Origin of the sequence: Halorientalis brevis (genome assembly GCF_042678165.1) — an archaeon.
Lineage (GTDB): Archaea > Halobacteriota > Halobacteria > Halobacteriales > Haloarculaceae > Halorientalis > Halorientalis brevis.
In genome coordinates, this window is sequence record NZ_JBHUDJ010000003.1 from 534,575 (window position 1) to 555,620 (window position 21,046).

General features: G+C 63.5%; 29 protein-coding genes and 1 tRNA gene. 10 read left to right on the forward strand and 20 right to left on the reverse strand.

Annotated features, from left to right (window positions below; translation table 11 throughout):
* Positions 1-77 precede the first annotated feature (77 nt).
* The gene (locus ACFR9U_RS09835) at positions 78-575 is read left to right on the forward strand and encodes a cupredoxin domain-containing protein (RefSeq protein ID WP_247374084.1); all 498 of its coding nucleotides are present in this window, start codon (positions 78-80) and stop codon (positions 573-575) included.
* Between the two features lie 14 nt (positions 576-589).
* On the opposite strand, the gene ACFR9U_RS09840 is transcribed toward ACFR9U_RS09835, so the two are convergent.
* Genes ACFR9U_RS09840 through ACFR9U_RS09855 form a run of 4 tightly spaced genes read right to left on the reverse strand, consistent with a single transcriptional unit; the run spans position 590 to position 3,179 of the window.
* Entirely contained in the window at positions 590-1,321 is a 732-nt protein-coding gene (locus ACFR9U_RS09840) for a 30S ribosomal protein S3ae (protein WP_345893341.1), read from the reverse strand.
* Positions 1,318-1,548 carry a KEOPS complex subunit Pcc1 gene (locus ACFR9U_RS09845; RefSeq protein WP_247374082.1) on the reverse strand — a complete coding sequence of 77 codons (231 nt, stop codon included), beginning with the start codon at positions 1,546-1,548 and terminating at the stop codon, positions 1,318-1,320. The genes ACFR9U_RS09840 and ACFR9U_RS09845 overlap by 4 nt, the downstream gene beginning before the upstream one ends.
* Positions 1,545-2,714, reverse strand: a complete 1,170-nt coding sequence (locus ACFR9U_RS09850; protein WP_379814230.1) for a hypothetical protein — start codon at positions 2,712-2,714, stop codon at positions 1,545-1,547. Before ACFR9U_RS09850 ends, ACFR9U_RS09845 begins: the two co-directional genes overlap by 4 nt.
* Complete coding sequence (locus ACFR9U_RS09855) at positions 2,715-3,179, reverse strand: 30S ribosomal protein S15 (protein ID WP_247374076.1); 465 nt, start codon at positions 3,177-3,179, stop codon at positions 2,715-2,717. It abuts the gene before it with no gap.
* 338 nt (positions 3,180-3,517) lie between these two features.
* Here ACFR9U_RS09855 and ACFR9U_RS09860 point away from each other — a divergent pair, with 338 nt between their 5' ends.
* Positions 3,518-5,125 (forward strand): DUF7289 family protein, encoded by a 1,608-nt coding sequence (locus ACFR9U_RS09860; protein ID WP_247374074.1) that lies wholly within the window; start codon positions 3,518-3,520, stop codon positions 5,123-5,125.
* Positions 5,126-5,131: 6 nt separating this feature from the next.
* Here ACFR9U_RS09860 and ACFR9U_RS09865 read toward each other — a convergent pair whose 3' ends face one another.
* The 5 genes from ACFR9U_RS09865 to ACFR9U_RS09885 are packed head-to-tail and all read right to left on the reverse strand — an operon-like array spanning position 5,132 to position 8,537.
* Complete coding sequence (locus ACFR9U_RS09865) at positions 5,132-5,908, reverse strand: DUF7289 family protein (RefSeq protein WP_247374072.1); 777 nt, start codon at positions 5,906-5,908, stop codon at positions 5,132-5,134.
* A complete protein-coding gene (locus tag ACFR9U_RS09870; RefSeq protein ID WP_247374070.1) occupies positions 5,905-6,375 on the reverse strand; it encodes a DUF7266 family protein in 471 nt (156 codons plus the stop codon). Before ACFR9U_RS09870 ends, ACFR9U_RS09865 begins: the two co-directional genes overlap by 4 nt.
* The gene (locus ACFR9U_RS09875) at positions 6,368-7,420 is read right to left on the reverse strand and encodes a DUF7261 family protein (protein ID WP_247374068.1); all 1,053 of its coding nucleotides are present in this window, start codon (positions 7,418-7,420) and stop codon (positions 6,368-6,370) included. Before ACFR9U_RS09875 ends, ACFR9U_RS09870 begins: the two co-directional genes overlap by 8 nt.
* The gene (locus ACFR9U_RS09880; protein ID WP_247374057.1) at positions 7,408-7,989 is read right to left on the reverse strand and encodes a DUF7288 family protein; all 582 of its coding nucleotides are present in this window, start codon (positions 7,987-7,989) and stop codon (positions 7,408-7,410) included. Before ACFR9U_RS09880 ends, ACFR9U_RS09875 begins: the two co-directional genes overlap by 13 nt.
* Positions 7,990-7,991: 2 nt before the next feature.
* A complete protein-coding gene (locus ACFR9U_RS09885) occupies positions 7,992-8,537 on the reverse strand; it encodes a DUF7287 family protein (RefSeq protein WP_247374055.1) in 546 nt (181 codons plus the stop codon).
* Between the two features lie 377 nt (positions 8,538-8,914).
* On the opposite strand from ACFR9U_RS09885, the gene ACFR9U_RS09890 reads away from it, so the two are divergent.
* Positions 8,915-8,986 (forward strand) — tRNA-Ala (locus tag ACFR9U_RS09890).
* A 68-nt stretch (positions 8,987-9,054) separates the two neighbouring features.
* On the opposite strand, the gene ACFR9U_RS09895 is transcribed toward ACFR9U_RS09890, so the two are convergent.
* Together ACFR9U_RS09895 and ACFR9U_RS09900 are read right to left on the reverse strand one after the other, a co-directional pair.
* Positions 9,055-9,438, reverse strand: coding sequence for a DUF5789 family protein (locus tag ACFR9U_RS09895; RefSeq protein WP_247374053.1), 384 nt, complete (start codon positions 9,436-9,438; stop codon positions 9,055-9,057).
* Positions 9,439-9,567: 129 nt separating this feature from the next.
* Positions 9,568-9,780 (reverse strand): hypothetical protein, encoded by a 213-nt coding sequence (locus tag ACFR9U_RS09900; protein ID WP_247374050.1) that lies wholly within the window; start codon positions 9,778-9,780, stop codon positions 9,568-9,570.
* Between the two features lie 130 nt (positions 9,781-9,910).
* On the opposite strand from ACFR9U_RS09900, the gene ACFR9U_RS09905 reads away from it, so the two are divergent.
* From ACFR9U_RS09905 to ACFR9U_RS09915, 3 genes are all read left to right on the forward strand, one after another.
* Complete coding sequence (locus tag ACFR9U_RS09905) at positions 9,911-10,588, forward strand: carbonic anhydrase (protein WP_247374048.1); 678 nt, start codon at positions 9,911-9,913, stop codon at positions 10,586-10,588.
* A gap of 258 nt (positions 10,589-10,846) precedes the next feature.
* Positions 10,847-11,113 carry an AbrB/MazE/SpoVT family DNA-binding domain-containing protein gene (locus ACFR9U_RS09910; RefSeq protein ID WP_247374045.1) on the forward strand — a complete coding sequence of 89 codons (267 nt, stop codon included), beginning with the start codon at positions 10,847-10,849 and terminating at the stop codon, positions 11,111-11,113.
* Positions 11,114-11,116: 3 nt separating this feature from the next.
* On the forward strand, positions 11,117-11,470 hold the full coding sequence (locus tag ACFR9U_RS09915; protein WP_247374043.1) for a type II toxin-antitoxin system PemK/MazF family toxin: 354 nt from the start codon (positions 11,117-11,119) through the stop codon (positions 11,468-11,470).
* A 71-nt stretch (positions 11,471-11,541) separates the two neighbouring features.
* Here the strand turns inward: ACFR9U_RS09915 and ACFR9U_RS09920 are convergent, their stop codons facing one another.
* The 4 genes from ACFR9U_RS09920 to ACFR9U_RS09935 all read right to left on the reverse strand — a co-directional run bounded on the left by ACFR9U_RS09920 (position 11,542) and on the right by ACFR9U_RS09935 (position 13,438).
* Positions 11,542-11,958, reverse strand: coding sequence for a PIN domain-containing protein (locus ACFR9U_RS09920; protein ID WP_247374041.1), 417 nt, complete (start codon positions 11,956-11,958; stop codon positions 11,542-11,544).
* Between the two features lie 9 nt (positions 11,959-11,967).
* Positions 11,968-12,198, reverse strand: coding sequence for a hypothetical protein (locus tag ACFR9U_RS09925; RefSeq protein ID WP_345893340.1), 231 nt, complete (start codon positions 12,196-12,198; stop codon positions 11,968-11,970).
* Positions 12,199-12,323: 125 nt separating this feature from the next.
* On the reverse strand, positions 12,324-12,629 hold the full coding sequence (locus tag ACFR9U_RS09930; RefSeq protein WP_345893339.1) for a chorismate mutase: 306 nt from the start codon (positions 12,627-12,629) through the stop codon (positions 12,324-12,326).
* Positions 12,587-13,438 (reverse strand): shikimate kinase, encoded by an 852-nt coding sequence (locus tag ACFR9U_RS09935; protein ID WP_247374033.1) that lies wholly within the window; start codon positions 13,436-13,438, stop codon positions 12,587-12,589. Before ACFR9U_RS09935 ends, ACFR9U_RS09930 begins: the two co-directional genes overlap by 43 nt.
* A gap of 133 nt (positions 13,439-13,571) precedes the next feature.
* On the opposite strand from ACFR9U_RS09935, the gene ACFR9U_RS09940 reads away from it, so the two are divergent.
* Both ACFR9U_RS09940 and ACFR9U_RS09945 read left to right on the forward strand, forming a co-directional pair.
* On the forward strand, positions 13,572-14,024 hold the full coding sequence (locus tag ACFR9U_RS09940; protein WP_247374022.1) for a DUF5796 family protein: 453 nt from the start codon (positions 13,572-13,574) through the stop codon (positions 14,022-14,024).
* A complete protein-coding gene (locus tag ACFR9U_RS09945; protein ID WP_247374019.1) occupies positions 14,021-14,398 on the forward strand; it encodes a DUF2237 family protein in 378 nt (125 codons plus the stop codon). Before ACFR9U_RS09940 ends, ACFR9U_RS09945 begins: the two co-directional genes overlap by 4 nt.
* A 1-nt stretch (position 14,399) precedes the next feature.
* Here ACFR9U_RS09945 and ACFR9U_RS09950 read toward each other — a convergent pair whose 3' ends face one another.
* A complete protein-coding gene (locus ACFR9U_RS09950) occupies positions 14,400-15,395 on the reverse strand; it encodes a DUF5784 family protein (protein ID WP_247374007.1) in 996 nt (331 codons plus the stop codon).
* Positions 15,396-15,477: 82 nt separating this feature from the next.
* The gene (locus ACFR9U_RS09955) at positions 15,478-15,603 is read right to left on the reverse strand and encodes a hypothetical protein (RefSeq protein WP_282594004.1); all 126 of its coding nucleotides are present in this window, start codon (positions 15,601-15,603) and stop codon (positions 15,478-15,480) included.
* Between the two features lie 111 nt (positions 15,604-15,714).
* On the opposite strand from ACFR9U_RS09955, the gene ACFR9U_RS09960 reads away from it, so the two are divergent.
* A complete protein-coding gene (locus tag ACFR9U_RS09960) occupies positions 15,715-17,628 on the forward strand; it encodes an ABC transporter ATP-binding protein (RefSeq protein WP_247374004.1) in 1,914 nt (637 codons plus the stop codon).
* Between the two features lie 46 nt (positions 17,629-17,674).
* On the opposite strand, the gene ACFR9U_RS09965 is transcribed toward ACFR9U_RS09960, so the two are convergent.
* Genes ACFR9U_RS09965 through ACFR9U_RS09975 form a run of 3 tightly spaced genes read right to left on the reverse strand, consistent with a single transcriptional unit; the run spans position 17,675 to position 18,691 of the window.
* Positions 17,675-18,103, reverse strand: a complete 429-nt coding sequence (locus ACFR9U_RS09965; protein WP_247373993.1) for a VanZ family protein — start codon at positions 18,101-18,103, stop codon at positions 17,675-17,677.
* 40 nt (positions 18,104-18,143) lie between these two features.
* A complete protein-coding gene (locus ACFR9U_RS09970; RefSeq protein WP_247373990.1) occupies positions 18,144-18,482 on the reverse strand; it encodes a HalX domain-containing protein in 339 nt (112 codons plus the stop codon).
* Positions 18,452-18,691, reverse strand: a complete 240-nt coding sequence (locus tag ACFR9U_RS09975; RefSeq protein WP_247373988.1) for a hypothetical protein — start codon at positions 18,689-18,691, stop codon at positions 18,452-18,454. The genes ACFR9U_RS09970 and ACFR9U_RS09975 overlap by 31 nt, the downstream gene beginning before the upstream one ends.
* A gap of 372 nt (positions 18,692-19,063) precedes the next feature.
* Here ACFR9U_RS09975 and ACFR9U_RS09980 point away from each other — a divergent pair, with 372 nt between their 5' ends.
* Complete coding sequence (locus tag ACFR9U_RS09980; protein WP_247373986.1) at positions 19,064-21,028, forward strand: AMP-dependent synthetase/ligase; 1,965 nt, start codon at positions 19,064-19,066, stop codon at positions 21,026-21,028.
* The last annotated feature ends 18 nt before the right edge of the window (positions 21,029-21,046 follow it).

Sequence of the window (21,046 nt, forward strand, 5' to 3'; positions counted from 1 at the left end):
TGGGGGGCCTGGGTGAAAAGTCCGCCCATCCGGTCGAAACCGCGCGACATTTGACCGTCGAGTCCTGACAATCGACCATGGACAGACGGGCCTTCCTCGCGACGGTCGGCGGCAGTACCGTCGCACTCGCGGGCTGTTTGGGCGCCGGCGGGCAATCCAGCGGCGATCACGACGTCGGCATGTCGTCGTCCCGGTTTCTGCCGGGCGAGTACGCCGTCGCTCCCGGCACGACCGTCGTCTGGAAGAACACGAGCTCGCATTCCCACACCGTGACCGCCTACGAGAGCGGGATTCCAGACGAGGCCGACTTCTTCGCCTCGGGAGACTTCGCGACGCTCGACGCCGCTCGTGACGGCTGGACGTCGGGACTGCAGGGCGCAATCGAGACCGGGGAGGCCTACGAACACACGTTCACGGTCCCCGGGACGTACAAGTACTTCTGTATCCCCCACGAGCAAAACGGGATGATCGGCACCATCGAGGTGACCGACGACGCGACGCGCACACCCACGGGTGGTCGTGAAACCGTCTCGACGCCGCAAAAGAACGAGCGTACTGTGACCGCGACCGAATAGAAAGCAGCGACGAGTTACTCTTCGTCGGCTTCGGCTTCTTCGTCGTCGGCTTCTGCGGCCGCGTCCTCGTCAGCTGCTTCGTCTTCGGCTGCTTCCTCCGCTTCGTCGAGGTCGACAGCGGTCTCTTCCTCGTCGAGGTCGACGGAGGTCTCCTCCTCGGCGGCGACCTCTTCGGGGTGTGCCTCGAGGGTGGCCTTCTGGATCTCGACGCGGCGCACCGGGTAGATCTGCTTTGCCTCGTTGTAGATGGCGCTGGAGAGGCGGCCGGTGATGACGCTGTCGATGAGGTCCTTGAAGGTGCGGTCGCTGGCGCTCTCCTCGACGATGTCGATCATCTCGCGTCGGATGGCCTTCTCCTGGCTCTCGTCGGCGGACTTCGTGGTGAAGGCGACCGGCTGGATCTGCAGGCGGTAGTCGTCCGTCGTGAGGACGGTGATGAACGCCTCGATCTTCGAGGAGCCGCGTCGAACCAGGCTCCGGGTGTAGTCGCGCGTGAGTTCGTACTTCGAGAACTCGGTGTAGGCGGACTTGCCGGCGACCTCGTTGACCTGGAACTTGAGCTTCTTGTTGTTCTCGCTGGCGTCGTTCTGCAGTTCGCCCAGCGTCGTTTCGATGGTCCGTCCGAGGACCTGCTCCGATTCCTCTGCGGGCGTGGATCCGAGTTCCTCGCGCTCGAACATCTCGGGTGCGAGTACGTCGTACCACTGCTTGCCCTGTTTCCGTCGTGAAACTGATCGTTCACTCATGATTGTGTCGTATCTGTCAGTTGATCTGCGATCCGTAGGTTGACCACGTAGTCGTCGACCGTCGCGTGGAGACCGCCTGTCCCCTCGCGCTCGATCGTCGTCCGAACCGTCTCGCCGTCGGCCGTCGTCTCCATCTCGTCGGTGTTGTCCGGGCGCAGGGCGGCTGCGACGCGCGCGGCCCGCTCGTCGTCGCCGTGCGTCGTCGTAATCGTCGCGCGGCGCGTCATAGTGCCTCCCTGAACGCCGTGATGAACGCCGCGGTGTCGGCGTCGAACCTGGCCTGTGCCCCGTGACTCGTCGCGGCCGCGTGGCCGTCGACGGTCGCAGCGGCCTGCTCCATCGTCGCCGTGACGTCCCGGTCGTCGGTCGCCGTGACGGCTGCGCAGCCGTCGGTGACGAACAGCGCGACCGGTTCCGGTGACCGGAAGTCACCGAGGAGTCGCGCGATCGTCCCGACTGGCACCTCGGAACCGTCCGAGACGTCGAGGTCGTCGGTGTCGCCACGGGCGACGAACAGCCCGTCGTAGCGGTGTGTCGTCGCCGACCGGAGCGCGCGATGGGCGCGTTCGCCGTGCGTTCGCCAGGCGGCGAGTGCCGACTCCCGGGCGTCGTGGCCGAGTGCGAGCGCGACGCCCGTTCCCGGCTGCTCGCGAGCGATGGCGTCGAGTACGTCGCCGTACCCTTCGACCGTCGCGAACGGACCGTCGATGGCGTGGGGGCGGAGCGCCCGCTCGACCAGCTCGGCTCCCCGCGCGGTGGCGGCTTCGGGTTTGACGGTGTGGACGGCGACCAGCGACGCGATGCGTCGGTGGGTCTCCTCGTCCACGTCGTCGGTTGCGTCGGAAGCGCCCACCGCGCTGAGCATCTCGCGCGCCCTATCCGCGTCACCGGAGAACGGTGCGTGGACGAGCGTGCTGTGTACCAGGCCGTCGGCAACGTCGTCGGTCGGCACTGCGACGCCCGGTCGCCGTGCGGCACCGGCAGCGGCAGCCCCCTCGAAGAGGTCGCCGCTCGGCGTCGCTGGGGCGGTCGTCGCGCCGGCCAGTGCGAGCACTGGATCGCCGTTCCCGGCGAGTTCGCTCGCGGCAGCGTTGGCCAGTTCGCTCACTGGCTGCTGTCCGTGCGGGAGCGCGCAGTCGCCGGCCGCGGGAGCCAGTCCGATGGTGATGGTGACGTCGGCCTCCGTCTCGCGGGCGGTGTCGGCCGCTGGCTCGACGACGCTGGCCTGAAACGGCCGGTCCGTGGCGTCGAGCGCACGGGCGAGGACACCGGTCGCTGCCAGCGCGTCGCCGTCTGCGGCGGCGACGAGGCGAACGAAGTCGGCGTCGCGGCAGGCGGCGGCGACGTCGCTCGCGGTGGCGGCTGACCCGGCGGGACGGTCGGCTGTGGACATCTATTCGAGAATCTCTTTCGCGGTGTCGTACGAGTAGGTGAAGTCGGCGTCGACTTCGTCGCCGCGGTAGTAATCGACGAGGCGGCGAATCTTCGACTCCGTGTTCTGGAGCGCGCGCTTGTTCTGGTGGTCACCGGGGTTCTCGTCCATGTGCTCGCGCAGGCGGACGGCCCGCTCCATCAGGTTGCGGAGGTCCTCGGGGAGGTCCGAATCCGCGTCGTTCTCCTCGAGGATCTCGGTGATCTTCTTGCCGGTCGCCAGTTTGACGTTCGGCACGGGCGTCCCCTGGACGCCCTCGTCGCGGAGCTTCAGCCCGATGACGCTCGGGTTGTGCCCCTGCTCTGCTAGTTCGACGACGCGCTCTTCGATGGCGTCTTCGTCGACGTCACTCCACTCCGGCGGCTCGTCTGCCACGGGCTTGTCCGAATCGGACGACCCGCGGCGGCGTGTGTGCATTCGTGCCATTGTTCTGATTGTTGGAACCGCATCGACCGCTGTCCAGCGTGTCGCCGGCAGGCGCTCCTGGTCGGAGACCAGCACCGCGAACCGGCGTGTCGCCGAAACACTACCGCAATCCCAAGCCGCGGAAAGGTCGGTGACTCGGGGCGTCGTGCCCGAGAGCCACGTGAGCGGCGAGTCAGAGTTGCGGCCGTGCTGTTCCCACGTGACCGTTCTCCTTGTGACACTAAACGGTTGCTACTCGCGACGAGCGCCCCGCCGCCGTGGCTCTCGGACCCAGAATAGTAAGTGTATTTATATATGGCCAGTGGGCTTATGCCAGCACCTTCCAAAATCCACGCAGTATGAGTCCAGGCGGGGTCCGCCAGCGGCTGTCGGGTGACGCGCGCGGTCAATCCAGCCCTCTCGGGTATTTGCTCGTCATCGCGGTCGTGCTGGCAGGGACGATCGCGGTCGTTTCGCTCGGCACGACCGCGATGGAATCGACGCGGGGCCAGTCGGAACTCCAGCGGGCCGAACACTCGATGACGCTGTTCGACTCGCGCACGGCCATGGTCGCGCTCGGCGCGTCGAACACGCAGACCATCTCGTTCGGCCAGGACAGCGGGTCGTTCACGACGGAACCGGACGCCGGCTGGATCGCCCTCAAACACCACAACTACTCCGAAAACGACAACGTGGAGGTCCTGTACAACGAGTCGCTCGGCAAACTGCTCTACACGAACGGCAAGACCGAGATCGCCTATCAGGGCGGTGGCGTCTGGCGGAAAGACGACGTGGGCGACGCGATGATGGTCTCGCCGCCGGAGTTCCACTACCGCCGGGCGACGCTGACGCTTCCCATCATCCGGGTTCGCAGTGACAGCGAAGGCTCGAGCACGTCGCGGGTCTCCGTGAGCCGGACGTCCCCGGAGCAATCGGTGTATCCGAACGCGACGAGCGCGACCGTCGACGCAGTCGGTGCTCCGTACAACCACACGAGCGGCCCGAAACAGTACGAGAACCCGATCGAGAACGGGACCGTCTACGCCTGGGTCAACAGCGAGTACTACGAGGGATGGGCCGAGTACTTCCGGCAGCGGACGACCGGGAACGTCACGGTCTACGACAACAACCAGACCGTTCGGCTGGAACTCGTCTCCTTCGGCGGTGCACCTGGCCAATTCACGTTACCACAGGCCGGTGACAGCGTCGACGCCGGGGGCATCTCGGACGGCCACCCGATCAACGAGTTCGACGTCACGCTGGACATCGAACAGAACAAGCCCCACTTCTCGTTCTACGCGACCGAGGAGGGCAAAGAGTTCGAGATCCACGTCTACTCGGACGTGAACCCGAACAACGCATGTTCAGACCCGGACGAGGACGTCTACGTCGGCGTTTACTACCACGACGGCGACGGCTCGACGGAGTACGAGTCCTTCGAGACGGCCGTCGATCCCGATTCGGTGTCGGGCATGAACTGGCAGTGCAGCGGCGGCGACCTGAAGCTCCACGTCGACTTCCTCAGCTCCATCCCGATGGAGTACGACGAGATCGGATCTAAAGGCGACAACGACCCGAACATCGACGATCCGAACTGCGGGACCTCGACGGGCGTCACGCTCGGCAACAAGTACGCGTTCAACGAGCACATGCAGGACTGTGACGGCAACGGCTGGGAGCTCCGTGACACCGCGACCTGGGACGAACACGAGGACACCGTGAGCGACGAGCCGGCCGAGTACGACGAAGGCGCTGGGGACACGGAGAGTATGAACGCAGTCGTCAACCACTACTTGCAACTGACCGGCCCCGACGTCGATCTCATTGCCAAGACGGGGCCGGGGAACAGCGACCCGATCAACGAACCTGCCTCCCGAGGGGCGCTCAACTACGACGAGACGAAAGGTTCGGAGTTCATCGCGTTCCTCCACGTGACAGAAAACGACGTGCAGGTCGAGTTCAACTGAACCGGACTACTTTTCCAGGGCGACGGTGATCCCGCTGACTGAGACGTACAGTTCCTCGGGCACGTCGAGCGCACAACTCACCCGGCTGGTGCCGGTCTCCTCGTCGATGGCACACGACGTGACCACTTCCTTCCGTTCCAGGTACTGTTGCCAGATGTCGGCCCGTGGCGTCGTCACGTTGATCCGCAGCTGGCCATAGTGGCTCAACTCGTCGTCCCGTATCTGGCCGGCCGACCGCGCCTCGCTGGCGCGGACGCGAATGGTCGTCCCGCTCAGGCTCTTCGGCGAGTTGGTCTGGGTCTTGACGATCGTGAGGAACATCCTGTCGTCTTCGAGGACGAGCGGGGGCCTGTTGAGCACGACACCCCCGTCCCGTTGGGATCGAACGACGGCCCCGAAGGAGTAGGCGATCTGAGTCTCGCGCCCTCGCGTCGCCGTCCAGACGATGGGTTGGGCCTGGACGTTACGGATCGTCTCCCAGCTGCCGCTCGTGGTGTTTTTCGCCGTGACGTTCATGCGGACGACTGTCGCCGTGTTCAACTGGGCTTTTTCGAGGCTGATCTCGGTCGCGCGATGGGGCGCGCCCTCCTGGTGGACGTCGGCCATGTTGTCGGCCAGCACGTCGAACGCTCGCTCGGCGTTGTTGATCTGCTCCGCGTTCCGAGAGTCCTGGAGCGTCCCGAGGCCGCTCACCGAGATGATGGCGACCGTCGTCGCGACCAAGCCGAACACGAGGACGAACCCGATGACGTCGCTCACTGCGCGCTCGTCGCGGCGACTCATCTGCTGGCACCCCCGCTGACCACTTCTAGATCACCGCTCGCCGTCTCGTTGATGTGGAGCGTACCGCCGTTGATCGCGGTGTCCTGCACGTCGGATTGATTGACCAGATCCACTCTGACGCGGACGGCCGGGTTCTCCGTCGTGAGGATCAGATGGGCGTCCTTCGACGCGACGACTCTGACGTTGTAGGTCCCGCCGGCGACAGTCTCGGGCATGGTGCGTTCGAGCCTGACCGTCGAGTTGCCCTCAGTCGACTGGGACAGTCGGTCCGCCGTCGCGACGTCGGCGGCGATCTGCTGGCCGACGACGCGCAACTCCGTCCGGATGGCGCTCTCGCGCTGGTCCGTGACGAAGGTGCCACCGGCTATCAACAGGCCCGTGATGAGGATGACGCCGATGGCCATCCCCATGGCGTAGTTGAGCGTGATGGCCTGCCCGCGGTCGGTCTGCGGCCGTCGATCAGTCATCCGTCTCACCCGGGACGACCCGTGCGTCGCTCTCGTATTCCATGCGTCGTTCTTCGTACTCGACGAAAATCTTCGCGCCGTAGATCGCCTCGTCCGTGATCGGCGGCGGACCACTGGATCCGGGGGCGTTGTAGGTTGATCCGTCTCTGACGTCGCTTTGCGACTCGTTGACCAGCACCCGGTAGGTGCCCTTCACGTTGTTGCTGTTCCGGAAGCGCAGGTCGTACGTCGGACCGATGTCCTCGCCGAACCTGAGCGCTCGGCACTCGGTTCCGTTGAACGTGCCCGCTGAGACGTTGACCCAGAAGGATTCGACGCCGCCTGTATCATCGAGCACGTCACAGGTGTGTCGGTCGTCGTCACCATCGACGACGGAGACCACGTAGCCCGACTCTGACAGGCCCAACTCGTCGTTGTCCTCGTGTACGATCTCCATTGTCCACGTCGCACCGCTCGTATCCTCGGCGACGATCGTGAAGTTGTGGAGGTCGTCGAGGTCGTCGACGCTAGGGGACGCCGAGATGTTCCCGGTGTTCTCGATCGCGTCAGGGTCTGTGACGTGCAGCCGGAGATTGCGGGCGCCGTCCGCGTCCTCGACCAGCGTCCAGTCGGCGTCGTAGGTTTTGTCGGTGAAGTTCCTGGCCTCGAACGACTGGTTGATCCAGGTCCCCTCGTCGGTGGCGACGAGCGTCGCGTCGACTGCCTGGCCGTTAGCCACCTGAAACTCGCGCGCGTACTGGGTCGTGTTGTTCACCCCGATTCTGACCTGCTCGACGAGCGTCTCGTAGCTGGTCCCGCCGCTGGCGTTGTGTTCGTTGACGTAGCTGATGATCGCGGCCGTCGCGTCGGCCATGTCGGATTTGACCTTCACCGCGTCGGACGCTTTCGCGGCCTCGCTCCGGGTCGCGAGGTTCTCCGTGTAGATGACCGAGTTCAACACGAGCGCGAGCGCGACGAACGACACTGCGAGCGCGAAGCCGGTCACCAGGATGATCTGGCCGCGACTCCGGCTCTCGTCGGCCATCCACTCTCTCAGATCCGCCATACGATCACCTCCACGCGCACCACGGTGTGAACCGGACTGTTCTTGGCGACGTCGTTGGACATGTACGAATCTTCCACGCTCGTTCCGGGCCGCTCGCCGCTTTCGTTGTAGAGGCGCGCGTCGTCTGTCAGCACGACCGTCCGAGCGGACATCACCGCGTTGTCGCTCGGCTCTCCCTGGTTGACCATCAGTTGCTCGCCGACGTTCCCGCTCGCCGTCCGGTAGTAAACTCTGACGTTGTACGCGACCCCGCGGTCGCCGAACTGCCGTTCGAGCGTCCTGCCGAACTCGTTGGGCGGTGCCTTGATCGTGTAGAACGTCTCCGAACTCGTGTTCTGGAACCGCTCACCGGTTTCGTTCCAGTACAGCACGGCGCGACGGAGCGCACCGCTCTCCGCCGCGCTCGCGAGAACGCCCTCGACGCTCGCCTGCTGCTGGTTCTCGATGTGCTGGCTGGACGTACTCGCCGAGAGGGGCGTGACGGCGGTCATCTGGAGCGCGAACACCACGCTGGTCAACAACAGGAGCGCGCCGACGATGGCCTCCAGCGTGTGCACCTGTGCCCGCATCGTCACCACACCTCCACGATGAGCACCACATCGACTTTCTCCGCCGACCCGGCGCTCCGGTTGATCGAGACGACCCGTCGCGCAGTCACGGTCGCGTCGGCACGGTTCGGCGGCGTCTCCCCGATGGCGAACGGTCTGTCACAGGACTTCGCCGCATTGTTCGACGCGTTGCTCTGTTCGACGAGTCGCCCCGGATCTGTTCCGTTGTTGTCCCAGCACAGGAGGTCCTCGGCCCCGCCGTGCGCGGAGAGGTTGCCCCGGAGGGTTACGTTGACCAGTCGCCTGTCCTGGACGCCGATGCGCTCTTCTAACGTCGATCCGGTGAACTGGCACCCGCCGTGACCCGGCGTCGTGTTCTGGAAGAAGTCGATCGTGCAACTCGCGTTCACGATGTGCGGGTTCGCCGGGTCTCCGAGGAGTCCCTCAGAGAGCTGGTCCCCCACTCGGTTCGAGGTCACGATGTTGTCCTGTGCGCCCTTCGTGAACGGTTCCAGCGACCCGGGGATGAACAGGAGCACCGAAATGAGAATAATCAAGAAGACGCTCATCCCCGTCGCGAAATCCAGCGTCGTCTGTCCGCGTCCCCGCGAACGCGTGTTCGTCCCGGTCTGTCGTAAGAGACGACCACTTCTTCGAGCCTCGCTGCCACTGTCAGCGTGTGAACTCCCAGTCCCGCGCGTAGGGTGGTGGGACTGGGAATTCGCGTTCGTATCTGTTGTCACGGAGATCGGTCTTCGATGACTGGGGGGAGTTCGCAACTCTGTACTCTTCGACTATGTGTCCGACTTCTGGTAATTGATAAACGGCTAAGGATATGTTATGGGTTTTGGCCGAGTGTTGATATGAAATGACAGTGTGACTCCCTGACGGTGGCCGGGTGGCTTCGATGGGTTTAAGAAAACCCACCGGAAAGCAGAGAGTGCGAGGGCTCGTAGATCAGCGGTAGATCACTCCCTTGGCATGGGAGAGGCCCCGGGTTCAAATCCCGGCGAGTCCATCACGTTTCCTACGCCGTGGTCGTTGAATTCGTCGGTAGTTCCTTCTCACCCTTTCGACTATACCTACTCATTCCAGCGGATCGCTCTCCCCCTCGTCGTCTTGCAGATTTTCGAGAGACCGTTCGTCGTTGTACTCCTCTGGTCCCGCTTGCTCGCCCGTGAGCTCGTTGAGAACTGCCTCTTGAGCCTCGGCGGGGGATTCGAACCGTTCGTCGGTCAGGCGGTCGAAGACTGACCCCAGAGACTCGGTTTCGTTCGGGAGGTCGACAGTTTCGTCGGCGTATTCGACGGCCAGTTCTTCACTCGTGACCGGATACTTCGCCTCGTCGAGCATGCCGACGCGTCCCAGCATGGATTCGACGGAGTCCGTGCGTTCGCGTGTGCGGTCCCTGGCCTGTTCCTGGACGCGCTCGTGATTCGGGTCCGACTGCTCGGGATCGTTTGGAACCATCGTCTGACATACCGTGAGGAGCCTGAAGTCCTCCGCGGAGATGAGATGGAACTCGTAAGGAAACGGGTGGGAGCGAGACCTTGTTGAGCAGTATCGGGACGGTAGCGGAGAAGTAGTCGACGGACGCGATCAGTCGTCGAGCAGTCCGAGGTCCTTGGCGACGAGATCCGCGACCTGGTCTGCGACGTCGGGGTCCACTTCGGCGATTTGCTCCCCGTCGTGCTGGTTCTCGTTGTGTCGCTCCAGTGTCTCGGCGAGCTGAGACAGGGCGACACGCGTCGTGGTCTCACAGGCCGTACAGACGATCGGGACGGTGGCCTCTTCGCTGGACTCTCCAGACATTGGCCGCAGGTTCTGGGCCGAGTGATAAAACCTGGTCGAATTCCAATCGTCGGGGCGACTCCGCTGTACCTGTTGGGTGGGGTTGCCGTCGAACCAAGAGTTATTCTGGGCCGGGGCGCCCACAGTAGATATGCAGCTACTGGTCGACCTCCTGGAGCGGAACTGGGAGCATGCGGAGGCGTTCCAGGACAGATTCGACAGCGTACAGGACGCGCAGGAACCCGACGTGGTCACGGTCTGCTGTTCCGACTCGCGCGTCCTGCAGGATCAGATGTGGGGAAACGAGGACCCGGGGCACATTTTCACGTGCGGGAACATCGGTAACCGCGTCGTCCAGCGGACTGCGGCCGGCGAAGCGGTCTCCGGCGACGTCCTCTATCCGATCGAGCACACCGGCACGAAAACGGCCGTCGTCGTGGGTCACACCGGCTGTGGCGCGGTGACGGCGACCTACGACGAAATCACTGACGGCCTCTCCGAGCCCGCTGGCATCGAGCACTGTCTCGGGCTCCTGAAACCCCATCTCGAAGCGGGCGTCGACGCGCTGCCGGACGATCTCGACCGAACCGAGGCGATCAATCGCCTCGTCGAGTACAACGTCGACCGGCAGGTGGCGTTCCTCAGAGAGAGCGACGACGTTCCAGCGGACGTGGACGTGATCGGCGTCGTGTACGACTTCCAGGACGTGTACTCCGACCGGCGCGGGGAGATTCAGGTCATCAACGTGAACGGCGAAACCGCAGTGAAGACGCTTCGGGACGACCATCCAGCGATCGAGTCGCGAATCGAACGGCTCTGGGAGTACTAACTCGCTTCGACCGCGTGCTACAGACACACCGAAACGTGCCGACGTGTCGTTGCTGGCCTGGAAACGGCAGTCTTAGCGCGATTCTCGCTGCTCAATCTCGTTCAGTTCGGTAAACGCCACCGTACAAGACGCTGACTGGTGTCTCTTTCCGTCATCACTCTCGATGCTGATGTCGTGTCCGTGCTACGAATACTTCTCACCCCCAAGTGGCTCGTCAGGGGCGAAACTGCCTTGAGTATGAATATGATATGAATACGTATGTTCCAGAGCGAGGAGCGGAAGGTGGGCGAGCGCGGTCAGGTCACCATTCCGAAAGAACTCCGAGAAAAGCTCGACATCCACGGTGGTGACGAAGTCATCATCCACGAGGAAGACGGGAAAATAACCATCGAAAAGCCCGTGAGCCGTGATGAGCTTGCCGAAGGGTATCGGCAGTATGCGGAATCGTCCGAAGCCCTCGCAGAAGAGATGGCTGACGTGTCCCGTGAGGCCGATCAGTATCACGATGATGCGCCGGATTGGTAAGTAATGAAGGTTCGACGCGGAGACGTCGTCATCGTCGAATTGGACCCGACGGAGGGGTCGGAGCAGCGCGGCACTCGGCCCTGTCTCGTCGTGCAAAACGACGTCGGCAACGAGAACGCACCGACCACGATCGTGGTTCCGTTCACAACGTCGAGAGGTGGCAAACTGTATCCGTTCGAAGTTCGTGTCTCGGCTGATGAGTCCCCCCTTCGAGAGGATTCAGTCGCTCTCTGTAGTCAGATACGCACGATCTCTATCGAACACTGTATCACGGACAATATCGGGTCCGTCCCCGACGAACGTCTGCAAGAAGTCGATACCGCACTCGAATACAGCCTCGGTCTGAAAGAACTCTAGCGCGATTCTCGCTGTTCGACCTTGTTCAGGTTCCAAAATGGTGTTACAGATTCTGTCTCGATTGCCGCTTTTTACCTCGTGTCAAACGAGGATTCAACTTCATTGGTCGAGAAGACAGGAACGAGGTCTTGTTCGTCGAAGTCCGAATCGTCGCTCCACACACCTGCTTCACGTGCGAGCGCACACGCCACGTACAACACGTCGTCTGGGTCAGTTTCTCCAATTGCTGCGTCTGCTTGTTCGATAGACGAGTAAAACTCGCTGGCAGGGACCGTTTCGATGTACTGGAACAGCAGGTCGACGAACTGCTGGACTCTCTCTGCGTCCATTCCCGACTTTTCAATGATGAGGTCTTCGTAGTTCCCGATTTCCTCGTGGACGACTTCGGGCGTCAGCATTTCCGGTTCGAGTGTAACGATGAGTTCCCGCGTTTTCGAGTCGGCAACCAGTGCCGAGATGACGACGTTTGCATCGACAACCAACTTCATCTGGCCGAACTACCTCGTCTCTTCATCGACACGCTTGCGTGCGCTTTGATTGATTTTTGCGGCAATTTCTTCGACCCCTGACTCGGTGAGCTCGCTGTCAGCAGTCAGTTGGTCAAGTAGTTCGAGATTCTCGACTTTCTCCCGGATGGCCTGACGTGTGACTTCGCTCCAGTTGATTTCAGGATGCTTTTCCATTCGTTCTTTGAGGTCGTCGTCGACGCTCACCGTGATAGTCGGCATGCAGAAAACTATGGAGACACAGAATACTGTGTCTTTCGGTCAGCACACACCGGACCAATCAACTGGTCAGAAAACCAGTTCCAATATGGCTCTTCGAGGCCTCAGACCGCGAAAAGGGAACTCCTTCACCGGCTCTCGCGCTGCTCGACTTTGTTCAGTTCGATGAGCAGGCGGAACACGGCTTTCACGAGGTTCGAGTCGACGTCGAACTGTTCGGCGTTGTCGCCGGCCCGTTCCATGACGGCCTGCTCCTGTTCCTCGTCGGTCGTCGGCAGTCCCTGTTCTTCCTTGACGTCGGCGATCGCCTCGGCGACGTAGGTTCGCTGGGCGATCAACTCCACGATGTCGCGGTCGATCGTACGGATCTCCTCGCGGAGTTCGTCCAGGCTCATTTCGTCTGTGCGCCGTCGGTCTGTGTTGTCGTCAGCCATGTCGTACCCTCTCGAGTGCTCCAGATGTCTTCGATTCGTTCCAGGTCGCTCCGTTCGCCGATCGCGGTGAAACTCGGGCCCGTGCCGGACAGCGACACGCCCTCTGCGTGGGGCATCGCCTCCACGAGCGGATCGGTCGGGAACCCGAGCGCCGCACAGAACGCGAGGCCGTTGACCGTCATCGCGCGCGGGTAGGCGCCGTCGAGCGCCAGGTCCGCGACGAGGTCGGCCATCGGCGCGATCTGCTTGCAGCGCTCGACGTCCGCATCCGCGGAAAAGGACCGCTCTGGGGGCGTCCAGACGAGGACGTCCCAGTCGGGTTCGTCGCGAGCGAGCAGTTCGTCGGTCGTGTTGTCCGTGACCGTCACGCCGCCGAGCATGCTCGCGCTCGCGTCGTCGAACGCGCCCGTGATCGTGACGCCCACGTCCCGAGCCGCTTCGACGCCGAGGCGACACGCGTCCTCACGCGAGATTTCGTCGGTCGCGTCGAGCGCGGAGAGCGCTGCCAGCACGGTCGCGTTCGCGGCCGCGCTGGAACTCTTGAGCCCGGAGGCCATCGGCACGTCGCTCTCGGTCTCGACCGTGCCACCCTGGCCGTCGCCGAACCGCTCGGTCACCAACTCGACGCAGCGCTCGATGAGCCGCGTGTCGGCGTCGGGGGCGCCGGCGATCGTGCCCGTCACCTCGTCGTCGTCCGTCAGGTCCACGGTGGCAGTCGTGTAGACGTCGATGGCGAACGCCGACCCGGTGCCGGTCGCCAGCGCGTTCAACACGGTCCCTGCCGCGGGTGCTGCTGCCCGACCTTCCATCGCCTACCTCTCGAATACCTCGATACTTACTTGTGATGGTTGCCGTCGAACACGCCACTCGCGGGGAATCCCGTCGCGGCGTGCTCGTCGGCCAAAGAGAGCGCTTTTCCGCTCGCCGCCGGTACCATCGAGCATGACTCTCCGCGACGAGATCTCACCCGATTCGCTGCCCGTGGAACTCCAAGAAGATGGCATCCAGGTCCAGTACACGGACGGTCGCACGGTGTACTACCGCGGCGTGCCGGCCACACGCGAGGGGAGCGTTCGGACGGCACCGGGCAAGGACGTGCACGTCCTCGTGACCGACCCGACGGGCACCGAGGGTGTTCTCACCTACGTCAACGATCAGAAGACCCACGACGACATTCTCCGTGACACGGGCGTCGGACGCGTCCTGCTCGAGACGGACGAGTCGACGACGGTGTTCCCGGGCGTCTCGGTCACGAACGAACAGCACCGCGTCGTCGTCGAGGCGGACCTGGACACCGTCGACGGCCGCGTGTTCGTGTTCGAAGAAGACGAGATGAGTGAACGCTCCTACGAGATCGTCCCCGCGGAGTCCGAGACCAGCGACGACGAGCAATGACCGACGACACGAACGTGCTCGGCGGCCAGCTGCTCCCTTGCAGCAAAGACCCGATGACGGGCTGGGAGCGGGACGGCTGCTGTCGCTCGAATCCGCAGGACACCGGCCGCCACGAGATCTGTGCCGTCGTGACCGAGGAGTTCCTCCAGTTCAGCGCGGCGCGGGGGAACGATCTGGTCACGCCGCGGCCGGAACTTCAGTTCCCGGGGCTGGAGCCCGGCGACCGCTGGTGCGTCTGTATCGACCGCTGGCTCGAAGCCGAGGAGGCCGACGCGGCACCGCCGGTCGTGTTAGAGGCGACAGCCGAGGCCGCGCTCTCGAAGGTGCCACCGTCGACGCTCCGCGACTACGAGTACGACCCCGACGAGAACTGAGTCACTGGATGCCGTTGGGCAGTGCGAGGGGCACCGAACCCTTGGTGTACCCCTCGAAGCGCCCGTTCGGATGGGCTCGGAACACGACCGCTGGTTTGTGTCGAACGTCCGGTTGATCGGCGAGGAGCGCCTTCCAATCGTCGTCGTCGAACGACGAACAGTCGACGAACATCGTGACGCCGCCGTCGTGAGCCTGCAGCTGTCCGCTGGTCTTCGTTTTCGCCGTCTCTCTGATGGACGCGATCGGTGAGGAGGCCGACCGCCGCGACGGTGGGCGGGGCCGGGTCACCTCGACGAGTTGCCCCGATCCGTTGCTGTCGGCCCGGAAGTCGATGAAGTGGCCGGTCGTGACCTCGATCTCCGGGGTGACCTCGTGACCGGCGTCGTCGAGCAGGCGTGCGACCGTGAACTCGCTCATCGCCGAGCGCATCCGGTCGAGGTGGAGCTGCTCGCTGGTCCCCAGTTTCGAGGCCATCACGTAGCGGTCCTCGAACACGTCCCGGTCGAGCAACTCCTCGTAAAAGCCGAGTGCCTCGTCGGTGTCGGCGTCGGGGAAGCCCGCCGCGTGCTCCTTGAGGAACTCCCTGGTCGTGTGTCGGCCGTCCTTCGACAGCAGCACTGGGAGGAAGAACCACGAGACGTTCGGGTACGCTTCGAGCCAGGGCGACTCCTCGTGGAGCTGGGCGAGCAGTTCCGTCTCGGCCCACTCGGCTACCCCGTCGGGAACCTCCTCGAAGGTGTACTTGTTCGTTCGCCAGAGCGTCTTCGGCGTCTCGGTGTTCCCCATCCAGTAGGCCTCGCCATCGGCCCAGCAGAACAGCGCTACGTCGCCGTTGTCCATCTCGAGGCGGCAGGCGTCGTAGCCCTCGGGGGGTTTGTACCACGGACCCTGCTTCGTCGCCCCGAACTTCGATTGCAGGGGCTGGAGGAGTTCGGACCGGACGCGACCGTCGGTCCAGCGCTCGGTGGACCGCCGAAAACGGAGAGGCTTCGCCACGGTCGAGCTATGCAGTCGAGCGATATACCTCTTTTGCGAGTGGTTTTCGCACGATCGGGAAAAAAATTCTCGTACCGAGTCGTCACGCCGTCGTCACGACGGGGTGGTCGCCGGAATCCCCGTGAATGATTCGGTCGACGACGTCGGTGAGGTCCGGTACCTCCCCGTCGTCCGGCTCGTCGGACGGGTAGTGTGGGACCAGAGGCATGCTATCGCCCCGTTCGAATTTCGAACTTACAGTTATAAATGTGTACCCCGGCTCGCGTCCCCGTCGTCGTCGGTCGCTCGATATTCAAGGCTGGAGCGGTTCGTGGCGACCATGGCGGACGAACACGGTGGGTTCGAGACCGTTCGGGAGAACGTGGACGGACACCCGATGTGGAACCTGTTGGCCTACGCGCGGCCGTACTGGCTGCGCCTCACCGTCGGCGTGCTCGCTTCGTTCGTGACGCGCTTCGCCCGACTGATGCCGCCGATCATCGTCGCGACGGCCATCGACCGCGTCGTCCTCGGCTCCGCTGAACCGGGGCTGCTGGCGCGCGCTGGCCTCGTTCCGTCAGCCGCGATCACGGGCGAGGCCGCTCGACTCGCCCTTCTCGAACGGTTAGTCGTCATCGCCGCGCTCGCGTATCTCGTCCGGTCGGCCACGCGGTTCGCCTCCAGATACCTCATCCAGTCCTCGGCCCAGAAGATACAGCGCGACCTCCGCAACGACACCTACGACCACTTACAGCACCTCTCGATGGGCTTTTTCGCCAATCACCAGACCGGCGGGATGATGTCGATTCTCAATAGCGACATCAACAGGTTAGAGAAGTTTCTCAACACCGAGTTCCGCCAAATGATCCGCGTCGTGGCGACGGTCGGCGGCATCGCCGCCGTCCTCGCGACGTACTCCGCGAAACTCGCCCTCATCGCGTTGGCGCCGGTCCCACTCATCGGGTTGGCCAGCGGTCGCTTTCTCACCTGGATCGAGCCGCGGTACAAATCGATCAGAGAGACCGTCGCCCGGCTGAACACGCGCCTGGAGAACAACCTCGGCGGCGTGGCCGTCGTCAAGGCGTTCAACCGCCACGCCTTCGAGCGCGAGCGGGTCGCCGCCCAGAGCCAGACCTACCACGACGAGAAAGTCGGGGCGCTGCGCGTCCGTCGGGCCTTCTTCGCGGCACTGCGACTGCTCACGGGCGTCGTGTTCGTCCTCGTCCTGTACGTCGGCGGCCGCGACATGATCCTCGGGACCCCCGGCGCGCTCTCGACCGGCGCGTTCGCCCTCTTTTTCCTCTACCTTCGCCGGCTCTACTCGCCGATGCGCCGGATCGGGAAGTCGGCTAACAAGTACCAGCTCGCGAAATCGAGCGCCGAACGCGTGTTCGGACTGCTCGGTCGCGCCCCGTCGGTCACGTCCCCGGAGAGCCCGTACTCACCCGACGGCGTCGCTGGTGACGTGACCTTCGACGACGTGACATTCAGCTACGAGCAGGCGCACGATCCCGTCCTCCGCGGCGTCTCCCTGGACGTGTCCGCGGGCGACACCATCGGACTGGCCGGGAGCACTGGCGCCGGAAAATCGACGCTCCTGAAGCTGATTCCGCGGCTGTACGACGTTGACTCGGGCGCCGTCGAGGTGGACGGGACCGACGTGCGCGAGTACGACCTCCAGACACTTCGCGAGGAGATCGCCATCGTCGAGCAGAACCCGTATCTGTTCTCCGGGACCGTCGCCGCGAACATCGCCTACGGCGACCAGCAGGCGCTCGACGCCGAAACCGGCGACGGCGACCCCGATCCCGAGATTCGCGAGCGAATCGTCGAAGCCGCGAACGCAGCGGAGGCCCACGAGTTCGTCAGCGACCTGCCCGAGGGCTACGACACGCAAGTCGGCGAGCGCGGGATCAAACTCTCCGGCGGTCAGCGCCAGCGCATCGCCATCGCCCGGGCGCTGCTGAACGACCCGTCGATCATCGTCTTCGACGAGGCGACGAGCGACGTGGACACCGAGACCGAAGACCTGATTCAGGAGAGTCTGGACCGACTGATCGCCGAGCGGACCGCGTTCGTCATCGCTCACCGGCTCTCGACGATCAAGGACGCCGATCGCATCGTCGTACTGGAAGAGGGAGAGATCATCGAGACCGGCACGCACGCCGATCTCCTCGCGGCCGACGGCGAGTACGCGGGCCTCTGGGACGCCCAAGCGGGCGCCGGCGACTCGGCTGCCGTCGGGGACGACTGAGTGTCGCTCGTCGCGAACGACGATGGCGTTTCAGTATCACGTCTGGTCAGGCAAAGACGGCCAATCGCGTCAGCACGGGCTGGAACTGAATGCGGGAGCGAACCAGGTACCAGGGCGTGACGAGTGCGGTACCGATGGCGTTCGCGTAGGCATCACCGAGGCTGAAGTACCGATTCGGAATCTGAGACTGGCCGACCTCGATGCCGATTCCGTAGAGGACGGCGACGCCGACGACGAACAGCAACCTGAATCGGACGGACCGATCCACGTCGACCGTCGCGTACACGAGCGCGCCCGTCAGTGCGGCGTACGCCAGGAAGTGACGCCACTTGTCCAACGGTAAGAGATCGGGTTTCCCCGGGACGACGGGATTCGGTGGTGGTGTCGTCAGTATCGACGTGTAGAAGATGAACGCTGCCACAGCGCACGCGCCGACCCAGCGCAGCCATCGCGGGAGGAGCGGAACCCGAACCATACGTGTGTCAGGCGGCCGACCGATACAAAAAACTCGCGGCTCACGTGAGCGAGTCGGCGAGTTCGTCCTCGAACTCCTCCAGCGGCACGTCGATGCGGCTTCTGAGGTCTTCGATCCGACTCGTGACCTGTTCGTACGTCTCGTGTTCATCGGTTTCGGCCGGTGACAGTTCGATCTCCATCGCTGCCTGGCTTGCCGCCAGTGCGAGGTATTCCTGCTTCTGGACGGCTTCGTCGGAGCGGGCTGCCATCGTCTCGACCGTCTCGAGCAACGTCGACTCCGCGACCGGACGCACCAACTCTTCGCTGAACCGAGAGCCGAGGCCAGTCGTGCTCTCGCTGTCGTCGCTCAACCCGACGATCGGGCGATCGATCCCCATCGCTCTGAGGTCGTCGAGCAGGACTCGGGGTCGCCGTCGATCAGATCCCTGCCGAGGAGAACGAGGGCAACGTCCGGACGCACGGCTTCCACGAGCTCGTCCCTGTCCTCGACTGTCGTGACAGTCCAGTCGTCGTCGAGCCACGCCGCGTAGTCGGTGTCACGCGCCGACGAAGAGGCGATGAGGACGGCACCTGTAGACTCTGACATATTATCGTATATTCTGTACTATCTGATAAACAACCGTTACTGTTCACTCGGTTTATTTCAGTCTCGTAGCGACAGATGACATCCCCGCTGTGTGCTGGTTCGATGAGGACGACCAGGAGACACGGAGCAGTGGGCCGGGACACTCAAGTGCCAATGCAACGAGTGATTACTGATGACGGTTCTCGTCGACATTAACTGTCCGTCGTGCGATAGTACCGGGGCAGTGCGCAAGCTCGGGATCGGATCGTACCGCTGTGAGGACTGTGGCTGTGAGTTCTCGCAGGCGGATATCTTGCCTTCGTGAGTATAAACGATAATCGTGTGATAAAGATTCCCGAAGTTATTATGGGGTTGCTCCGAAGTGTCGACCTAATGGTAACGACTGAGGAACTGCTGCGGGCGGAGGCTGATTACACGGACGAGCTAACGGGGAGGGGAACGCTGTCGAAACTGTTCGTGGAGAGTGCTCAGCGTCACGCCAACCAGCCGGCTCAGCAGTACAAAGGAGGGGTGTACGATCGATCGCTGACGGACGACGTCGTGCCGGCGCCGCCGGCCGACGAGTTCGCGTTGTTGACCTACGACCAGATGCACGACATCGTGAAGAAGCTGGCAGCGGGGTTCCGCGAACTCGGCGTCGACCGCGGTGATCGCGTCGGGATGTTCGCCAACACGCGGATGGAGTGGGCACAGGCCGACCTCGGCCTGCTCGCGGCAGGGGGCGTCGTCTCGACGGTCTACACGGAGTCGTCGCCACGGCAGGTCCGATACCTGCTCGGCGATCCCGGGGCGAAGGGCGTCGTCGTCGAAAACGAGGAACTGCTGGCACGAGTCCTCGGCGTCGAGGACGACCTCGACCTGGAGTTCATCGTCATCATGGACGACGTGGACATCTACGACGAACGCGACGACATTCTCACCCTGGAGGAAGTCTACGACCTCGGCGAGGAGAACTTCGACCAGTCCGAGTACGAGTCGTGGATCGAGGCCCAGGAACCGGACGACCTCGCGAGTCTCATTTACACGTCCGGGACGACGGGCAAGCCGAAAGGCGTGAAACTCACTCACGCCAACTTCACGGCGAACTTCACGCAGATTCGCAAGCGGTTCGGTCCGCGCCCGGACAAGGACCCCGACACACCGGTGCTCGATTCGCACATCAAGACGCTATCCTTCCTGCCGCTGGCCCACGTGCTGGAGCGGACCGCCGGCCACTTCACGATGTTTTTCTCGGGGGCGACAGTCGCCTACGCCGAGAGCACCGACACCATCCAGGAGGACCTGCAGGCCGTCGAGCCGACGATGGCTACCAGCGTGCCCCGCGTGTACGAGCGCATCTTCGACGCCATGCGCGAACAGGCTGCGACCTCGGACATCAAAGAGCGCATCTTCGAGTGGGCGCTCGAAGTCGGCCGGAAGTACGGCCGCACCGAGAACCCGAGCAACTCGCTGAAGATGAAGTACTACGCCGCGGACAAACTCGTGTTCAGCGAGGTGAAATCGAAGCTCGGCGGCAACGTCGAGTTCTTCATCAGCGGCGGCGGGAGTCTCAACAAGGAACTCGCCGAGTTGTTCCGCGGGATGGGCCTGGAAATCTTCGAGGGGTACGGACTCACGGAGACGGCGCCGGTCGTCTCGGTCAACCCGGCGGAAGACCCCCGACCGGGGACGCTCGGCCCGCCGATGCACGACATCGACGTCAAACTCGACGACAGGGTCATCGGTCAAGACCGCCGTGACAAGGCAGACGGCGAGATCGGTGAGCTCCTCGTGCGAGGGCCGAACGTCACCGAGGGATACTGGGAACGTCCAGAGGCAACCGAGGACGCCTTCACCGAGCACGAAGACGGGCGCTGGTTCCGCACAGGGGACATCATCGAACAGACCGACGACGGCTACTTCATCTACCACGACCGGCTGAAACAGCTCATCGTCCTCACGACGGGGAAGAACGTGGCGCCCGGTCCCATCGAAGACGCCTTCGCCACCAGCGAGCGCGTCGATCAGGTGATGGTGCTGGGCGACAACGAGAAGTTCATCGGCGCCCTTATCGTGCCGAACTTCGAGGCCGTCGAGCGCTGGGCCGAGGAGGAAGGCATCGCGATTCCCTCCGATCCGATCGACATCTGCGAGGACAACCGCGTCAAGGAGTGGGTCCAAGAGACGGTCGAGAACGTCAACGACCGCTTCGAGAAACACGAACGCATCAAGCAGTTCGAGCTCGTGCCCATGGAGTGGACGGCCGAAAACGACATGCTGACTTCCTCGATGAAGCTCAAGCGCCGGAACATCCTGGAGAAGTTCTCCGGGAAGGTCGACGACATCTACAGCGAATAATCGCGCCGCGCACTCCCG

What these genes read in the sequence shown, in the direction of transcription:
- ACFR9U_RS09895 (WP_247374053.1), bottom strand. Translation starts at nt 9,438, where the DNA reads ATGGTTCCAAACGATCCCGAGCAGTCGGACCCGAATCACGAGCGCGTC.
- ACFR9U_RS09835 (WP_247374084.1), top strand. Translation starts at nt 78, where the DNA reads ATGGACAGACGGGCCTTCCTCGCGACGGTCGGCGGCAGTACCGTCGCA.
- ACFR9U_RS09865 (WP_247374072.1), bottom strand. Translation starts at nt 5,908, where the DNA reads ATGAGTCGCCGCGACGAGCGCGCAGTGAGCGACGTCATCGGGTTCGTC.
- ACFR9U_RS09960 (WP_247374004.1), top strand. Translation starts at nt 15,715, where the DNA reads ATGGCGGACGAACACGGTGGGTTCGAGACCGTTCGGGAGAACGTGGAC.
- ACFR9U_RS09965 (WP_247373993.1), bottom strand. Translation starts at nt 18,103, where the DNA reads ATGGTTCGGGTTCCGCTCCTCCCGCGATGGCTGCGCTGGGTCGGCGCG.
- ACFR9U_RS09845 (WP_247374082.1), bottom strand. Translation starts at nt 1,548, where the DNA reads ATGACGCGCCGCGCGACGATTACGACGACGCACGGCGACGACGAGCGG.
- ACFR9U_RS09905 (WP_247374048.1), top strand. Translation starts at nt 9,911, where the DNA reads ATGCAGCTACTGGTCGACCTCCTGGAGCGGAACTGGGAGCATGCGGAG.
- ACFR9U_RS09910 (WP_247374045.1), top strand. Translation starts at nt 10,847, where the DNA reads ATGTTCCAGAGCGAGGAGCGGAAGGTGGGCGAGCGCGGTCAGGTCACC.
- ACFR9U_RS09920 (WP_247374041.1), bottom strand. Translation starts at nt 11,958, where the DNA reads ATGAAGTTGGTTGTCGATGCAAACGTCGTCATCTCGGCACTGGTTGCC.
- ACFR9U_RS09930 (WP_345893339.1), bottom strand. Translation starts at nt 12,629, where the DNA reads ATGGCTGACGACAACACAGACCGACGGCGCACAGACGAAATGAGCCTG.
- ACFR9U_RS09855 (WP_247374076.1), bottom strand. Translation starts at nt 3,179, where the DNA reads ATGGCACGAATGCACACACGCCGCCGCGGGTCGTCCGATTCGGACAAG.
- ACFR9U_RS09925 (WP_345893340.1), bottom strand. Translation starts at nt 12,198, where the DNA reads ATGCCGACTATCACGGTGAGCGTCGACGACGACCTCAAAGAACGAATG.
- ACFR9U_RS09885 (WP_247374055.1), bottom strand. Translation starts at nt 8,537, where the DNA reads ATGAGCGTCTTCTTGATTATTCTCATTTCGGTGCTCCTGTTCATCCCC.
- ACFR9U_RS09945 (WP_247374019.1), top strand. Translation starts at nt 14,021, where the DNA reads ATGACCGACGACACGAACGTGCTCGGCGGCCAGCTGCTCCCTTGCAGC.
- ACFR9U_RS09875 (WP_247374068.1), bottom strand. Translation starts at nt 7,420, where the DNA reads ATGGCGGATCTGAGAGAGTGGATGGCCGACGAGAGCCGGAGTCGCGGC.
- ACFR9U_RS09840 (WP_345893341.1), bottom strand. Translation starts at nt 1,321, where the DNA reads ATGAGTGAACGATCAGTTTCACGACGGAAACAGGGCAAGCAGTGGTAC.
- ACFR9U_RS09935 (WP_247374033.1), bottom strand. Translation starts at nt 13,438, where the DNA reads ATGGAAGGTCGGGCAGCAGCACCCGCGGCAGGGACCGTGTTGAACGCG.
- ACFR9U_RS09970 (WP_247373990.1), bottom strand. Translation starts at nt 18,482, where the DNA reads ATGGGGATCGATCGCCCGATCGTCGGGTTGAGCGACGACAGCGAGAGC.
- ACFR9U_RS09880 (WP_247374057.1), bottom strand. Translation starts at nt 7,989, where the DNA reads ATGCGGGCACAGGTGCACACGCTGGAGGCCATCGTCGGCGCGCTCCTG.
- ACFR9U_RS09975 (WP_247373988.1), bottom strand. Translation starts at nt 18,691, where the DNA reads ATGTCAGAGTCTACAGGTGCCGTCCTCATCGCCTCTTCGTCGGCGCGT.
- ACFR9U_RS09900 (WP_247374050.1), bottom strand. Translation starts at nt 9,780, where the DNA reads ATGTCTGGAGAGTCCAGCGAAGAGGCCACCGTCCCGATCGTCTGTACG.
- ACFR9U_RS09850 (WP_379814230.1), bottom strand. Translation starts at nt 2,714, where the DNA reads ATGTCCACAGCCGACCGTCCCGCCGGGTCAGCCGCCACCGCGAGCGAC.
- ACFR9U_RS09870 (WP_247374070.1), bottom strand. Translation starts at nt 6,375, where the DNA reads ATGACTGATCGACGGCCGCAGACCGACCGCGGGCAGGCCATCACGCTC.
- ACFR9U_RS09955 (WP_282594004.1), bottom strand. Translation starts at nt 15,603, where the DNA reads ATGCCTCTGGTCCCACACTACCCGTCCGACGAGCCGGACGACGGGGAG.
- ACFR9U_RS09915 (WP_247374043.1), top strand. Translation starts at nt 11,117, where the DNA reads ATGAAGGTTCGACGCGGAGACGTCGTCATCGTCGAATTGGACCCGACG.
- ACFR9U_RS09980 (WP_247373986.1), top strand. Translation starts at nt 19,064, where the DNA reads ATGGTAACGACTGAGGAACTGCTGCGGGCGGAGGCTGATTACACGGAC.
- ACFR9U_RS09940 (WP_247374022.1), top strand. Translation starts at nt 13,572, where the DNA reads ATGACTCTCCGCGACGAGATCTCACCCGATTCGCTGCCCGTGGAACTC.
- ACFR9U_RS09860 (WP_247374074.1), top strand. Translation starts at nt 3,518, where the DNA reads ATGAGTCCAGGCGGGGTCCGCCAGCGGCTGTCGGGTGACGCGCGCGGT.